The sequence below is a fragment of the Pseudomonas sp. GYB4201 genome (assembly GCF_056312595.1).
The window spans coordinates 34,627-49,523 of the sequence record NZ_JBWGIG010000045.1 but is presented as its reverse complement, the minus strand read 5'-3'; the positions used below and the strand labels follow the sequence as shown (position 1 = coordinate 49,523).

General features: G+C 65.7%; 15 protein-coding genes and 1 rRNA gene. 9 read left to right on the top strand and 7 right to left on the bottom strand.

Annotated elements, in window-relative coordinates; all coding sequences use genetic code 11:
• Positions 1-78, top strand: a 5S ribosomal RNA gene (rrf, locus tag AC0Z2B_RS28385); the annotation flags it as partial.
• Positions 79-301: 223 nt separating this feature from the next.
• Here the strand turns inward: rrf and blaOXA are convergent.
• Positions 302-1,099 carry a class D beta-lactamase gene (blaOXA, locus tag AC0Z2B_RS28380; RefSeq protein ID WP_476301088.1) on the bottom strand — a complete coding sequence of 266 codons (798 nt, stop codon included), beginning with the start codon at positions 1,097-1,099 and terminating at the stop codon, positions 302-304.
• 129 nt (positions 1,100-1,228) lie between these two features.
• On the opposite strand from blaOXA, the gene AC0Z2B_RS28375 reads away from it, so the two are divergent.
• Positions 1,229-2,413 carry a CgeB family protein gene (locus AC0Z2B_RS28375; RefSeq protein WP_476301086.1) on the top strand — a complete coding sequence of 395 codons (1,185 nt, stop codon included), beginning with the start codon at positions 1,229-1,231 and terminating at the stop codon, positions 2,411-2,413.
• Positions 2,414-2,417: 4 nt separating this feature from the next.
• Here the strand turns inward: AC0Z2B_RS28375 and AC0Z2B_RS28370 are convergent, their stop codons facing one another.
• Both AC0Z2B_RS28370 and AC0Z2B_RS28365 read right to left on the bottom strand, forming a co-directional pair.
• Positions 2,418-2,822 carry a hypothetical protein gene (locus AC0Z2B_RS28370; protein ID WP_416425889.1) on the bottom strand — a complete coding sequence of 135 codons (405 nt, stop codon included), beginning with the start codon at positions 2,820-2,822 and terminating at the stop codon, positions 2,418-2,420.
• A 93-nt stretch (positions 2,823-2,915) separates the two neighbouring features.
• Positions 2,916-3,806: a DMT family transporter gene (locus AC0Z2B_RS28365; RefSeq protein WP_416425887.1), complete on the bottom strand. Its 891-nt coding sequence runs from the start codon at positions 3,804-3,806 to the stop codon at positions 2,916-2,918.
• A 91-nt stretch (positions 3,807-3,897) separates the two neighbouring features.
• Here AC0Z2B_RS28365 and AC0Z2B_RS28360 point away from each other — a divergent pair, with 91 nt between their 5' ends.
• Both AC0Z2B_RS28360 and AC0Z2B_RS28355 read left to right on the top strand, forming a co-directional pair.
• The gene (locus AC0Z2B_RS28360) at positions 3,898-5,226 is read left to right on the top strand and encodes an aminotransferase-like domain-containing protein (RefSeq protein WP_476301084.1); all 1,329 of its coding nucleotides are present in this window, start codon (positions 3,898-3,900) and stop codon (positions 5,224-5,226) included.
• Positions 5,227-5,405: 179 nt separating this feature from the next.
• The gene (locus AC0Z2B_RS28355) at positions 5,406-6,572 is read left to right on the top strand and encodes a hypothetical protein (RefSeq protein WP_476301082.1); all 1,167 of its coding nucleotides are present in this window, start codon (positions 5,406-5,408) and stop codon (positions 6,570-6,572) included.
• 6 nt (positions 6,573-6,578) lie between these two features.
• Here the strand turns inward: AC0Z2B_RS28355 and AC0Z2B_RS28350 are convergent, their stop codons facing one another.
• Both AC0Z2B_RS28350 and AC0Z2B_RS28345 read right to left on the bottom strand, forming a co-directional pair.
• Positions 6,579-7,475, bottom strand: coding sequence for a DUF2167 domain-containing protein (locus tag AC0Z2B_RS28350; protein WP_476301080.1), 897 nt, complete (start codon positions 7,473-7,475; stop codon positions 6,579-6,581).
• 115 nt (positions 7,476-7,590) lie between these two features.
• Positions 7,591-8,328, bottom strand: a complete 738-nt coding sequence (locus tag AC0Z2B_RS28345; protein ID WP_473003847.1) for a substrate-binding periplasmic protein — start codon at positions 8,326-8,328, stop codon at positions 7,591-7,593.
• Between the two features lie 160 nt (positions 8,329-8,488).
• Here AC0Z2B_RS28345 and dnaX point away from each other — a divergent pair, with 160 nt between their 5' ends.
• The 4 genes from dnaX to recR all read left to right on the top strand — a co-directional run bounded on the left by dnaX (position 8,489) and on the right by recR (position 12,853).
• Positions 8,489-10,558 (top strand): DNA polymerase III subunit gamma/tau, encoded by a 2,070-nt coding sequence (gene dnaX, locus AC0Z2B_RS28340; RefSeq protein ID WP_476301078.1) that lies wholly within the window; start codon positions 8,489-8,491, stop codon positions 10,556-10,558.
• 73 nt (positions 10,559-10,631) lie between these two features.
• Positions 10,632-10,958, top strand: a complete 327-nt coding sequence (locus tag AC0Z2B_RS28335; RefSeq protein WP_027981427.1) for a YbaB/EbfC family nucleoid-associated protein — start codon at positions 10,632-10,634, stop codon at positions 10,956-10,958.
• 190 nt (positions 10,959-11,148) lie between these two features.
• Entirely contained in the window at positions 11,149-12,183 is a 1,035-nt protein-coding gene (locus AC0Z2B_RS28330) for an NADP-dependent oxidoreductase (protein WP_476301075.1), read from the top strand.
• A gap of 67 nt (positions 12,184-12,250) precedes the next feature.
• Complete coding sequence (gene recR / locus AC0Z2B_RS28325) at positions 12,251-12,853, top strand: recombination mediator RecR (protein ID WP_416425874.1); 603 nt, start codon at positions 12,251-12,253, stop codon at positions 12,851-12,853.
• Positions 12,854-12,928: 75 nt separating this feature from the next.
• Here the strand turns inward: recR and AC0Z2B_RS28320 are convergent, their stop codons facing one another.
• On the bottom strand, positions 12,929-13,477 hold the full coding sequence (locus tag AC0Z2B_RS28320) for an adenine phosphoribosyltransferase (protein WP_416425873.1): 549 nt from the start codon (positions 13,475-13,477) through the stop codon (positions 12,929-12,931).
• 65 nt (positions 13,478-13,542) lie between these two features.
• A complete protein-coding gene (gene fnr / locus AC0Z2B_RS28315; RefSeq protein ID WP_416425871.1) occupies positions 13,543-14,277 on the bottom strand; it encodes a fumarate/nitrate reduction transcriptional regulator Fnr in 735 nt (244 codons plus the stop codon).
• Between the two features lie 153 nt (positions 14,278-14,430).
• Between fnr and AC0Z2B_RS28310 the strand changes: the two genes are divergently transcribed.
• Entirely contained in the window at positions 14,431-14,889 is a 459-nt protein-coding gene (locus tag AC0Z2B_RS28310) for a hypothetical protein (protein WP_476301072.1), read from the top strand.
• The last annotated feature ends 8 nt before the right edge of the window (positions 14,890-14,897 follow it).

Genomic DNA, 14,897 nt, shown 5'->3' with positions numbered 1-14,897 from the left:
CCCGAACTCAGCAGTGAAACGATGCATCGCCGATGGTAGTGTGGGGTTTCCCCATGTGAGAGTAGGTCATCGTCAAGATTAAATTCCGAAACCCCCATCTGCGAAGGCAGGTGGGGGTTTTGTCTTTGTGGCGTTCAACAATATTTCCGGCAACCTCGGACGCGGCCTGCGGCCGCTGCTACGGGCGCGCGTGGGCGCCATGTCAGGTACACCGCACGTAGCAGCGGCCACAGGCCGCGTCCAAAGCCCCCGCGTTACGACCGGGCACCCTGGAAACCTCGGACGCCGCCTTCGGCAGCTGCTACGGGTGGGTTGTTATTGTGGGCCAATCGCGTAGCAGTTCCCCACGCGCTCGCAATCCTGCTGAAACACCCCCTGCCTGCTCGTCCTGTACCAGCCGTACGAACACCACCGTGCGCCCAGCCTTCATGCCCCACCCCACAAACCATCCATAGCCATGGGCTTCATCGCTAACGCCATTGGCATCGCGTGGGTACGCCATGCCCGTCTTGCCATGTATTTCCCAACCGTCAGGGCGTTCATCAATCAGCGCCAGCCGCGCAGTCAGGTCCATGGCATGGCGGCTCACCGGCAACGTGCGGTTCACCAGCCGTTGCAGGAACGCGGCCTGTTCCACCGGCGAGATTTTAAGCGAGGAGCCGATCCAGGCGCGGTCCATGCCGTTGCCTTTGCCCGGGTCGCCAGACAGGTCGGCGTTGCCGTAGCGGAACGCGCGGGTGTAGTGGCCGACCTTGGCGGCGCCCAGCGCATGGGTGATGCGCTGGGAATACCAGACCACCGAGTATTTGATCCAGCGCGCCGGGTCGGTGGGTTGCAGCCAGTTGGCACCACCCCAGTCGGGGTCGCCGGGTTGGTAGTTGAGCACCGGGGTGTGGGCGTCGTGCAGGTAACCGGCGTCAAAGCCCATCAGGCTGATGGCGAGCTTGAAGGTGGAGGCGGGGGTGACTCGGGTGGTGCAGTCGCCGGTTTGCTCAAGGACGGCGGAGGTTTTCGCGTCGGTCACCAGGTTGCACAGGGTGCCGGCATGGGCGGGAAGCGTGGTGAGGGCGGCGAGGATCGCCAAGGTCCGTTTGAACATGGAATTTCCGTTTCTGCTGTAGGGCGGATAAAGCAACTCTAGACTCACGTAGCCGCTGCCGCAGGCTGCGTCTAGGGCCGCCACCCCTGCTATGGTAGGCTTTCGACCTTCACTTTCAGAGACTTTGCCGTGGACGCTGAACATCCCCAATCGGCCGCCCTGGTCGTGGTATTCGAGGCGCCGGTGGTGTCCCGGGACTGCGCCGACGCGCTGCGCACCCTCGGCTTTCGCGTTACCTGCCTGCCCATCACCGAAGATAACGTGATGGGCTTGATGAGCAGCCGGCCGGACTATGTGCTGACCATCAACTTCAACCGCTACATCTCCGAAGTCTGCGAACTGCTGAAGGTCACCTACCTGGCGTGGGTCATCGATACGCCGTGTTATCCGCTCTACGACGGCGCCGTCAAACATTCGCACAGTTTCACCTTCGCCTACGACGCGGCCATTGCCCAGCGCTTGAGGGCGCGTGGGGTGCGGCAGATTTACCATTTGCCGGTGGCCGCCAACCCGGGGCGCATCGAGCAGCTCCAGCAACAAGGCGCGGCCGTGGACCTTGTGCACGACATCAGTTTTGTCGCCAACCTGACCAGGACCGAGTACGCCTCGCTGATCCAGCCCAGGTTATCGCCAAGCACCAGCGCTCGCTGCGCGGCGTTGATCCAGTCGTTGGACCAACCCAGCGCAACCTTTACCCTGGCCGAGCACATCGACGAGGCGCTGATTGCCGACGTCAACCGGGAATCCGGCTACGGGCTCACCGGCGAACACTTGCTCAGCCCCGCGGAAAAGCTGGCTTACCTGCTCGCGCGCGAACACTCCTGGCAAGAGCGAATTGGCCTGGTGCGCCAGGTTGAACAGCGTTTCGACCTGCGGGTGTACGGCAACAGCGAATGGGAAGGACAGATTCAGGGATATGCCGGGCACGCGGATCATTTCGAGACGATGCCGAAGATTTTCCAGCAGTCGAAGATCAACCTCAACCTCAGCCGCTCGTTCGTCGAGTACGGGCTGCCAATGCGCATTTTCGATGTGCTGAGTTGCGGCGGTTTCCTGCTGACCAACGACAAGCAGGACCTGGGCAAGCTGTTCACCAACGGCAAGGACCTGGTGATTTTCCGTGACACCCAGGACCTGCTGGAGATCTGCGCCTATTACCTGGAACACGAGGACGAGCGCCAGGCCATTGCGCGGCAGGGCGCGGCGACACTGCGCGAGCAGCATACCTACCTGCTGCGCATGATCGACCTGTTCACTACGGTGCAGGCTGTGCAGGGCGGGCAGCCCATGCCCTTGAGCCGTTGGTACGCCTAGGCTGTCAGCGCCCGCCGTGCGGGTGCGGGGCGTCCACCAGCAATGTGGCGCCAAGCAGCCGGATGCGGCTTTCGGAATGGTAGGCGCCATCGTCGTTGTAGCGCAGGTAGGCCCGCCCGCACGCGCTGCATTGCCACACCCCGCATTGGTTGTAGGGGTAATACAGCGGCGCGATGGGCGCGTGCGCTGACCAGTAACTGGTGCCTGCGGGGTGGTATTCGTCAAGCGTGGCCTGGTCGGCGTCGAACTGCGCAAGGGTGCCCACCTGGGTGAACTGGGCTTCGCGCAGGGTTACCGGCCAGCCCTCCCACCCCACCAGGGGTTTGGCGGTACAGCTACAGGGAATGGCAACGGCGGCGGTTTTCTCGGCGAGGGCGAGCAGGGCGGCGTAATCCATTACAGTCGGCATAGGCATCCTTGGCAGGGAAGAAGATTGACTGTGGTGCGCCTCTACACTGCTTGGCGCGGTGCACGAGTGTCAAGCAAGATGCCGGTACTGGCCTCAGCGCCCGAACCGCCGCACCCCGGCCACACAGCCAATCACGCCCATCGTCACCCCCAGCATTCCCCAGCTCACTTGCTCCCCGAGCACCGTCGCTGCCAACGCCAGGCCGAAGAACGGTTGCAGCAACTGCAATTGCCCCACCGTCGCGATGCCACCCTGGGCCAGGCCGCGGTACCAGAACACAAAGCCGATGAACATGCTGAACAACGCCACGTAGCCCAGGCTCAACCAGCCGGCCAGGTGCACGTTGGCGAAGCTGGGCGGCATCAGCAGCGCCGTGGCCACGGCCATGAAGGGCAGGGCCAGCACCAGCGCCCAGGAGATCACCTGCCAGCCGCCCAGGCTGCGCGACAGGGCAGCGCCTTCGGCGTAGCCCAGGCCGCAGACCAGCACCGCGCCGAGCATCAGGAGGTCGCCGAGTGGCGCTGCCGCTACCCCCTGGGCCAAGGCGTAGCCGACCACCAGCAGGGCACCGATCACCGAGAACAGCCAGAACGCCGGCCGCGGCCGCTCGCCGCCGCGCAGCACGGCAAACATCGCCGTGGCCATGGGCAGCAGGCCGAGGAAGACGATGGAATGGGCAGAGGTGACATGGCGCAGCGCCAGGGCCGTCAGCAGCGGGAAGCCGACCACCACGCCCAGCGCCACGATGCCCAGCGAGAACAGCTGCCCACGCCCCGGGCGCCGCTCCTTGAACAACAGCAATACGGCCAGGGCCAGCAGGCCCGCCAGCGTGGCGCGGGCAACGGTGAGGAACAACGGGTCGAAATCCAGCACCGCCAGGCGCGTGGCGGGCAGCGAGCCGCTGAAGATCAGCACGCCGATGAAACCGTTGAGCCAGCCGCTGGAGGGCTTGGCGAAGGGGGCGGTGGTGCTGGTGCGTTCCATGGCGTTTCCTGAAGGGAGTGGGGATTGCAGGCGATCCATCCTAGGAGCGAAAATCAGCACAATCAAATGATTGTCATGGATACATCTGCCTATGGCCCGCGCTCGTTACAAGCAACTGGTGGACCGCTTTGCTGCTGACATTCATGCCGGCCGCCTGCTGCCCGGCACGCGCTTGCCTACCCATCGCGAGCTGGCCGGCGAGCATGGCCTGGCGCTGGTGACGGCGACGCGGGTGTACGCCGAGCTGGCGACCATGGGCCTGGTCAGTGGCGAGACCGGCCGCGGCACCTTCGTGCGCGACACCCAGTTGCCCGCCGGCCACGGCGTGGACCAGGCGCCCGTGGCCGCCGGCATGCTCGACCTCAATTTCAATTACCCCTCCATGCCCGGCCAGGCCGACAGGCTGCGCGCAGCGCTGCGCAACCTTGCTACCGCCGGCGACCTGGAGGCGCTGCTGCGCTACCAGCCTCATGCCGGCCGGCCGCTGGAGCGCGCGGCGATGGCGGGGTACCTGCAGGCCCAGAGGCTGGAGGTGAGCGCCGAACAGACGCTGATTGTCACGGGCGCCCAGCACGGCCTGGCGGTGACGGTGATGGGGCTGCTGCAGCCCGGTGACGTGGTGGCAGTGGATGCCTTGACCTACCCCGGCTTCAAGATTGTCGCCGAGGCCCATCGGGTGGAACTGGTGCCGATCCCGGTGAAAGGGCAAGGGCCTGACCTCGAGGCGCTGGATGCGTTGTGCCAGCGCCGTCGCGTGCGGGCGCTGTACTGCATGCCGACCCTGCAGAACCCGCTGGGTTGGGTGATGGACGTCACCCAGCGTGAACACCTGGCGGCGGTGGCGCGTCGGCATGATCTGATAGTGATCGAGGACGCTGCCTACGCCTTTCTGGTAGAGGACGCACCGCCACCCTTGGCCACCTTCGCGCCGGAACGGACGGTCTATGTGTCGGGGTTTTCCAAGAGCGTGGCCACCGGCCTGCGCGTGGGCTTCGTGGCGGCGCCGCTGCCGTGGGTGGCCGCTATCGAGCGGATGATCCGCGCCACCCACTGGAACACCCCGGGGGTGATGACGGCCATCGCCTGCCAGTGGCTGAAGGACGGCACCGTCAGCCAGTGCGAGGCCTACAAGCGCCAGGACGCGCGCGCCCGGCAAGCCCTGGCAGGGCAGGTGCTCAAGGGCATGCCGCTGGTGCGCCACCCTGCGTCCTACTTCATCTGGCTGCCGCTGCCTGAAGAACTGCGCGCCGACCAGGTGGCCGTGGCACTGTTGCGCGAGCAGGTGGCGGTGTCGACCGCCGAGCCGTTCGCCACCTCGGCGCACGTGCCCCACGCCATCCGGTTGGCGCTGGGCTCGGTGGACATGGGCGCGCTGCGCCATGCCCTGGAGCGCGTACGCCACGTGGTAGGCACTTACTAACCCCGTAGCAGCGGCCCCAGGCCGCGTCCTTGGCACCGCGTTGCCCCGGGCGCGTTTGTAGGAAGCGCACTTCACAGTCTTCGGAAATTTCACGCTTTTGCTTGGGACCCGTCCGGCTTCCTCGCCACGGCGGGGGCTCTACAGTGGTGGCACTGTAAAAGCCACCCGAGACCAGCCCCATGACCGAACACCCAGGCCTGTATATCGAGTACCTGGACGCCGACCCCGAGATACGTGCCCTGTGCCTGCGCTACTGGCGCCTGGACGCCGACAGCGGGCGGTTCGCCGAGACCGTGGCGCGCATCTACCGCGACGAAGGCCTGAGCCAGTCCGAGCTGACGGCCGTGGTGCGGCGCCATTCCCGGGCCTGGTCCACGGTGATGAAATGCGCACGCTGCGCCGAGCCGCTGCTGTTCGCCACCCGCACCGATTTCATTTCCCGCAGCGAGGGGCGGCCGTTTCGCTGCGACGCATGCCAGGCCAGCGAACAGGAACAACTGGCCATCGCCAAGCGCCTGCGCATCGTGCAGGCGTTCGAGCAGGCCATGGCCGAGGGGCGGCCGCTGTCGGCGCTGGCGCCACGCCACTGCCTGTACCTGCTGGCCTTGCTGAAGTACGCCGGCAGCGAGGACCTGTCGCACATCCGCCCCTACTGCCAGGTGCGCCAGGAACGGCTGACGCCCCAGCGTGACATGGACCGGGAGCTGATCAATGACCTGTGGCGCGCGGGGGTGATCGCCGTGGACCCGGCCTCGGACCCGGCCGCCATCGACCTCGACAAGGACCAGAACGCCCGCGTGCACTTCAATGAAGTGCGCTGGTTGCCCACCGTGCCGGGTGTTGCCGGGCCTGCGCTGTACGATTTGCTGGAGCATCACGTCCTGCACCCTGGTTTCCTCCTCGCCGGGGCAACGGAGCTGCGCGCCTGCTGCGACGAACTGGCGTTGCTCGAATGCCTGGCGTTCCTGGAGATGGCCTTGGAGGAGTACCGCCTGGGCTACCGCGCCGGCGACAAGACCCGAGCCATGATCATCACGGCGTTGCGCAGCTATACCGTGGCCCAGGTGTGCAACGTGCTGTACCGGGCAGCACGGGATGCCGCGGCGTTCTACCAGCGTGGCGGGGTCAGCCGCGACCATGCGGCCAAGACCGTGGTGGGCAGTTTCGAGCGGCTGATGGAGAAAACCATGGCCAATGAATGGGTCGTCACGCCGTTCCGGCGCAACTTCAACCTGCCGCAGTCGGTGCTCAGCCGCCTGATCTACAACCGCATGCTGGGCACCGACGACGGCGGCTTCAGCCATAGCACCGAGGCGTTGCTGGGGCCTGCCGCCGTGGCGTCGTGATGGCCTTCAGCGCTGGCGGCTGAACAGCTTGCGCAGGAACGCCGCGACGGCCACCACGCCGATGATCACGAACTTCTTCAGCGCCAGCAGCATCAGCCCCAGCTTGGCGAACAAGCCGGCCTTGCTGGCGACGCCGCCCGCCACCAGCGCGGCCAGGCCGTAGGCGGCCAGCTTGTCGGTGGCAGGGCTGTAGTCGGCGTAGCGGTTGCCGTCGGTGAAATCGGCGAAGCCCATCACCTGGGGCAGTTCGCGCTTGATGGTCGGCAGGTCGCTCATGGCGGCCACGGCGTTGAGCTCCAGCACGCCTTTGCGCCCCAGCACGCGAATGCTGTAGTTCAGGCTGTTGACGTCGGCGTGCTCGGCCTTCAGTTCCTTGGCCCAGTAGATCTTGTGGCTCTGTTGGTCGTAGTGCGGCGGTTCGGCCCAGCCCACCAGGGTAATGCCGTCGTAGCCTTGCTCGTGGCGCGCCTTGTTGTCGTCCTCGTCCTCGGCCTGCATGTCCTTGAGCAACTGGTTGTAGTCGATCTTGGCCGCGTCATCGTCGGCGATGTGGCCGTCCTCGGTGTAGCTGACGATCACGCCCCAGCCGCCTTCAGACAGCAGGTTGGTGGCCTTCGGCACGATCATGCCCAGGGTCTTGATGCCGGGCGGGTTGCCCCAGCCGATGTTCAGCACGCGCTCGGTGTCGTCGGGGGACAGGTAATAGAAGTCGTCGTTGAGCGTCAGGGTGGCGATGTCACCCGGCAGCTGGACGGTGCCGTGCTGGGGTTTGAGCGAAGCCAGCAGCTGCTTGGCGGTCATGGCCGGGCGGGTTTGCGCGGCGGCGGGCGGCGCATCGGCGTAGGTGGGAAGTTGCACGGCGCACAGCAACGCCGCGGCCAGGAGGGGGCGCAGGTATTTCATTGTATTCCCTTACATTTTGAATCAACTTGTCGAGGATGATACAACAATCCGTAGCAGCTGCCGAAGGCTGCGTCCCCGGTAGCGCGCGGGGAGCTGACGCAGCCTTCGGCAGCTGCTACGGGGTTCCGGTGTAGTGCTGCACCAGTTGGTCGATCTCGCCGGACATCTTCATGCGCAGCAGGGTGCGCAGTATCCGTTGCACCGGCACCGCCGGGTCGTTGCGCACGTAGCAGCCCAGCGCCTGCTCCTCGACGAAGGCCACCGGCTTGAGCTGCTGGGCCGGCGGCAATTGCCGGTTGAACCAGTCCAGGGACAGCTTGTTGGTCATGGCGTAGCGGTAGCGGCGCGCCAGCAGCTTCTGCAGCACCTGGTCCTGGCCGCGGGCGTCGTCGCGGACCAGTTGGCCGCTGGCCAGGCGCGCCTGCAGGGCGTCATAGGTGTAGCCCAGCACGGTACCGATGGGCTGGGCGGGCAGGGTGTCGAGGTTCACGGGCTGGCTGTCGTCGGCGCGGGCCACCAGGTAGTCGCGCTGGGTGACCAGCGGCAGGCTCCATATATAGTCGCCCGACAGCCCCGGCAGCCATGACTGGGCGGCGTAGCAGCGCACGTCCACGTCGCCATGCTCCATGGCCGCCTGCAGGCGCAGGCGGGCGATGACGTGGAACTCGGCGGGCGCCCCCACCTGGCGCGCCAGGCTCTGCATCATGTCGTACAGGATGCCCTGGGTAGGTGCGCCATTGGTCACTTGCACCAGGGGCATGGTCCAGCTTTCGGCGATGGAAAAGCGCAGCGGCGCGGGCGCCCCCAGGCATTGGCCGGCAATCAGCAGCAGCGCGGTCAAGGTCAGGCGCATCGGCGTCTCCATGCCGTAAAAACGCGTACAAGCCATCAGCTTAGCCACTATCTGGCCTTCGTCATGCCCGGTGACGCTTGATCGGCAAGCATTGGATGCATTTTTGCCCCTGCTCCGCTACGATTAGCGGTCTTTGGCATTCTAGTTGCGACGGTTTTCGATGAGTTATCAGGTTCTTGCCCGTAAATGGCGTCCGCGCTCCTTCCGCGAAATGGTTGGCCAGACCCATGTGCTCAAGGCTCTGATCAATGCGCTGGACAACCAGCGCCTGCACCACGCCTACCTGTTCACCGGTACCCGCGGCGTGGGCAAGACCACCATCGCCCGTATCATCGCCAAGTGCGTGAACTGCGAGACCGGCATTACTTCTACGCCATGCGGCGAATGTTCGGTGTGCCGCGAGATCGACGAGGGCCGCTTCGTCGACCTGATCGAGATCGACGCCGCCAGCCGCACCAAGGTCGAGGACACCCGCGAGCTGCTCGACAACGTGCAGTACGCCCCGAGCCGCGGGCGCTTCAAGGTCTACCTGATCGACGAAGTGCACATGCTGTCCAGCCACTCGTTCAACGCATTGCTGAAAACGCTGGAAGAGCCGCCGCCCTACGTCAAGTTCATCCTCGCCACCACCGACCCGCAGAAGCTGCCGGCCACCATCCTGTCGCGCTGCCTGCAGTTCTCCCTGAAGAACATGACCCCGGAGCGGGTGGTCGAGCACCTCAGCCACGTGCTGGGCGCCGAACAGGTGCCGTTCGAGGACGACGCCCTGTGGCTGCTGGGCCGCGCCGCCGATGGCTCGATGCGCGACGCCATGAGCCTCACCGACCAGGCCATTGCCTTCGGTGAAGGCAAGGTATTGGCCGCTGATGTGCGCGCCATGCTCGGCACCCTGGACCACGGCCAGGTATACGGCGTGCTGCAGGCGCTGCTCGAAGGCGACGCCCGTGCGTTGCTGGAAGCCGTGCGCCACCTGGCCGAACAGGGCCCGGACTGGAACGGCGTGCTGGCGGAAATGCTCAACGTGCTGCACCGCGTGGCCGTGGCCCAAGCGTTGCCGGAGGCCGTGGACAACGGCCACGGCGACCGTGACCGGGTGCTGGCGGTGGCCCAGGCGCTGCCGGCCGAGGACGTACAGTTTTATTACCAGATGGGTCTGATCGGCCGTCGTGACCTGCCGCTGGCACCGGACCCACGCAGCGGCTTCGAGATGGTGCTGCTGCGCATGCTGGCCTTCCGCCCGGCGGATACCGGCGATGCCCCCAGGCCGGTGCTAAAGCCGGTGGGGACCAGCCAAGCCACGGCTGAGTCCCCGCAAGCCCCGGCTGCCGCGCCCACCGTGGCGGCCATTGCCGCCCCCGTACCGGCTCCTGTCGCGCCACCGCCCGCACCGGTGGTGGCGCCGCCCGCGCCTGCACCCACCCCTGAGCCACCGGCCCAGCCAGCGCCGGCCGTGGCCGATGTCGACCTGCCGTGGAACGAGCCGGCGCCCATCGAGCCGCCGCCCGCCGCCCAGGTCGAGCCGGACCCGTTGCCGGTGCCCCTGGAAGAACCCCTGCTGGACGTGGTCGCCGAACAGCCGGCGCTCACGCCCATGCCGACGCCCGTGCCCGCCAGCGTGGTGCCGCCGGCACCGGAAATGGACGTGCCACCCATCGAGTACCTGCCCGCCGGCATGGACCGCGACGACGAGCCGCCGATGGACGAGGACTACTACGCGCCGGACATGGACGCCGGGGGCTACAGCTACCTGGACGAACTGGCCAGCGAGAGCGCGCCCGAGCCGGTTGCCGCCCCCGAGCCGCTGCCAGCCTCCAAGCCGGCCACCGGCCTGGCCCTGCAATGGCTCGAACTGTTCCCCAAGCTGCCGATTTCCGGCATGACCGGCAGCATCGCCGCCAACTGCACCCTGATTGCCGTGGACGGCGACCACTGGCTGCTGCACCTGGACCCGGCCCACAGCGCGCTGTTCAACGCCACCCAGCAGCGCCGCCTGAACGAGGCGCTGAACCAGTACCACGGCCGCACTCTCACGCTGACCATGGAACTGATCCGCCCCGAGCAGGAAACCCCGGCCCAGGCGGCGTCGCGTCGCCGCGCCGAGCGCCAGGGCGAAGCCGAGGCCTCGATCCATGGCGATCCGTTCATCCAGCAGATGATTCGCCAGTTCGGCGCGGTGGTGCGTGAGGATACTATTGAACCTGTCGACGCTTTGGTCAGCCAAAGCCAGTAACCCGTTAACCACGCGCGGTGCCTCCTGAGCGAGGCGCCGTGCGGCCAACCAAACAACCGATGAGGTGATCCCCATGATGAAAGGTGGCATGGCCGGCCTGATGAAGCAGGCGCAGCAGATGCAGGAAAAAATGGCCAAGATGCAGGAAGAACTGGCCAACGCCGAAGTGACCGGTCAATCCGGCGCCGGCCTGGTGAGCGTGGTGATGACCGGTCGTCACGACGTCAAGCGCATTAGCCTGGATGACAGCCTGATGCAGGAAGACAAGGAAGTGCTGGAAGACCTGATCGCCGCCGCCGTCAACGACGCCGTGCGCAAGATCGAAGCCAACAGCCAGGAAAAAATGGGCGGCATGACCGCTGGCATGCAACTGCCTCCAGGTTTCAAGATGCCGTTCTAAGGCACCTTGCGCTGCACCCCAATGCCAGGCACCCGCCTGGCATTGTTGTTTTATCCTGTAGCAGCGGCCGCCAGGCCGCGTCAGGGGGGAACGTGGTGCCTGGGACGCGGCCTTCGGCCGCTGCTACGGGGAACGTCGTGGGGCGTGGTAGGGTCTGCATCTGTATTGCCCTCTACCAAGGAGCCCTTCGATGTCACAGGACCTCACCCTCAACCAGCGCATCGTGCTGGTGTCGCGCCCCAAGGGCGCCCCCACCCCGGAAAACTTCCGCCTGGAGCGCGCGGCGCTGCCGGACCTTGAAGACGGCCAGGTGCTGCTGCGCACCCTCTATCTGTCGCTGGACCCCTACATGCGTGGGCGCATGAGCGACGCGCCGTCCTACGCCGCGCCGGTGCAGATCGACGAGGTGATGACCGGCGGCGCCGTGAGCGTGGTCGAGCAGTCGCGCCACCCCAAATACCATGTGGGCGACCAGGTGGTGGGCATGACCGGCTGGCAGAGCCACAGCATCTCCAACGGCGACGACCTCATCGTGCTGCCCGCCGGCATCCCCAACCCGTCCCTGGCCCTGGGCGTGCTGGGCATGCCCGGCATGACTGCCTACATGGGGCTGATGCACATCGGCGAGCCCAAGGCCGGTGAAACCCTGGTGGTGGCCGCAGCGTCCGGCGCCGTAGGTTCGGTGGTGGGGCAGGTGGCCAAGCTCAAGGGCTTGAAAGTGGTGGGTGTGGCCGGTGGTGCCGATAAGTGCCGCTACGTGGTGGACGAACTGGGCTTCGATGCCTGCCTGGACCACAAGTCGCCAACCTTCGCCCAGGACCTGGCCGCCACTTGCGACCAGGGCATCGACATCTATTTCGAGAACGTCGGCGGCGCGGTGTTCGACGCGGTGATGCCGCTGCTCAACCCCTGCGCGCGCATTCCGGTGTGTGGGCTGATCGCCCAGTACAACGCCACGGAACTGCCGGCCGGCCCCGACCGCCTGTCGCTGCTGCCACGGCTGCTGCTGACCAAGCGCATCCGCATGCAGGGCTTTATCGTCTTCGACGACTTCGGCGACCGCCAGGCCGAATTCACCGCGGCCATGCTGCCGTGGGTACGGGACGGCAGGGTGCGCTTCCGCGAGGACGTAGTGGACGGCCTGGAGAATGCACCCGAGGCGTTCATCGGCCTGCTGCAGGGGCGCAACTTCGGCAAGCTGGTGGTCAAAATGTCAGAGGCGTGAGCATTTGACGCCACCCGGAGGCGCGGGTATAAACCGCGTCTCGTTGTTTTTGTCAGGCGTTTACCCCATGAGCTTCAGCCCACTGATCCGCCAACTGATCGACGCCCTGCGCACCTTGCCAGGCGTGGGTCAGAAATCCGCCCAACGCATGGCGCTGCAACTGCTGGAGCGTGACCGCAGCGGCGGCACCCGGCTGGCCCAGGCCTTGAGCCAGGCCATGGAAGGCGTGGGCCACTGCCGCCTGTGCCGCACGCTGACCGAGCAGGACCTGTGCCCGCAATGCGCCGACCACCGCCGTGACGACACCCTGCTGTGCGTGGTGGAAGGCCCGGTGGACGTGTATGCGGTGGAGCAGACCGGCTACCGTGGCCGCTACTTCGTGCTCAAGGGCCACCTGTCGCCGCTGGACGGCCTGGGCCCGGAGGCCATCGGCATTCCGCAACTGATGGCGCGCATCGAAGCGCAGGGCACCTTCACCGAGGTGATCCTGGCCACCAACCCCACGGTTGAAGGCGAGGCCACGGCCCATTACATCGCCCAACTGCTGGCCAGCAAGGGCCTGGTAGCGTCGCGCATTGCCCACGGCGTGCCGCTGGGCGGCGAGCTGGAGATGGTCGACGGCGGCACGCTGGCGCATTCGTTTGCCGGGCGCAAGCCGATCAGTCTTTGAATTGGCGGTGCGGCGGACGCGGCCTGCGGCCGCTGCTACAAACCCCGTAGCAGCGGCCGCAGGCCGCGTCTGGCATTACATGTCGGTCAACGCAAAGTTGGTCAGGCAGAACGTCGGAATGCCCATGTCTTCCAGGCGCTGGGAACCCAGCAGCTCCGGCAGGTCGATGATCGCGCTGGCTTCATGCACGCGCGCGCCCATGCGGCGCACCAGATTGGCGGCAGCGATCAGGGTGCCACCGGTGGCGATCAGGTCGTCGAACAGAATCACCGAGTCGCCTTCGCACAGGCTGTCGGCGTGCACTTCCAGGAACGCTTCGCCGTATTCGGTCTTGTAGCCCTCGGCCAGCACGTCGGCGGGCAGCTTGCCCTGCTTGCGGAACAGGATCAGCGGCTTGTTCAGCTCGTGGGCGACGATGGAGCCGATCAGGAAGCCGCGGGCGTCCATGGCGCCGATGTGGGTGAAGTCGGCGTCGATGTAGCGGTGCACGAAGCTGTCGATCACCATGCGCAGCGCCTTGGGCGACTGGAACAGTGGGGTGATGTCACGGAAGATGACACCGGGCTTGGGGAAGTCCACGACGGGGCGGATCAGGGATTTGAAGCTGAAGGTATCGATAACCATCGTGGGAAGGTCCTGGCAGGCAAAATATGCCCGCCAGTATACCTGTTCGATCGGTCAGGTCGAAATCAGGCTTCCAGGGTGCCGCCGGCCAGGGCGCACAACTGGATCGGGTCGAGGATGTGGATCTCCTTGCCCTCGGCGGCAATCAGTTCGCTTTGCTGGAAGCGCGTGAACACCCGCGACACCGTCTCCACGGCCAGTCCCAGGTAATTGCCGATCTCGTTGCGCGACATGCTCAGGCGGAATTGGTTGGCCGAGAAGCCGCGGGCGCGGAACCGCGCGGAGAGGTTGACCAGGAACGTGGCGATCCGTTCGTCGGCGGATTTCTTCGACAGCAGCAACATCATCTGCTGGTCGTCGCGAATCTCCCGGCTCATCACGCGCATCAGCTGGCGCCGTAGCTGGGGCAATTGCACGCTCAGTTCGTCCAGGCGTTCGAAGGGTATTTCACACACCGACGTGGTTTCCTGGGCCTGGGCGGTGACCGGGTAGGCCTCCGCGTCCATGCCCGACAGGCCCACCAGTTCGCTGGGCAGGTGGAAGCCGGTGATCTGCTCTTCGCCACCGTCGCTGAGGCTGAAGGTTTTCAGCGCGCCGGAGCGCACGGCGTACACGGAACCGAAGCGGTCGCCCTGGCGGAACAGGTATTCGCCTTTCTTCAGCGGGCGGCCACGCTTGACGATCTCGTCCAGGGCGTCCATGTCTTCCAGGTTCAACGACAGGGGCAGGCACAGGGGTGCCAGGCTGCAATCCTTGCAGTGGGCCTGAGTGACAGTACGTACTTTTACTGGCTCGGACATCAGTTCAAATCCTTTGGAAAAACACACAATGACTGTAAGGGTACGCTTTTGAAACGTATGAGACCAGCCGCGGTTTAGTCATGGAAAGCGCCTCAAGTTATTTATTTCATTGTCGATACAAATGACATCACGCTATCCGCATGGAGCCTTGCGATGCTCACTTTCGACCCGCGCAACACGCCGACCACCAGCCAATGGCAGATTCATGACAGTAATCCGCAGCCCACGGCCAGCAATGATGGCACCGAGCCTGCAGCCACGCCGGCGGTGTCTGTGACCCTGTCTGCGGTAGGGGTGAGCAAGGCTGCAAGCCAAAGTAACAATAAGGACATAGAAGAAAGCGGGTTGCCGCCGACCATCCAGCAAACCCTGAAAATGATCCGCGAATTGAAGAAGCAGCTGGCCGAGAAAATGGCCGAGCTGCAGGCCCTGGCCAACGACAAGGACTTGCCCGCGCAGCAGCGCCAGGCGCGCATGGCCGCGCTGCAAAGCGCGATCAACGCCATCAACGCAGCGTTGCTGGTGGCCACCAACAGCCTGGGGCAGGCCATGAAGGACCAGAACCTGTCGCCCGAGCAGGTGATCCAGGCCGGGGCGCTGGCGGCGAAGTAAGCCGGCGG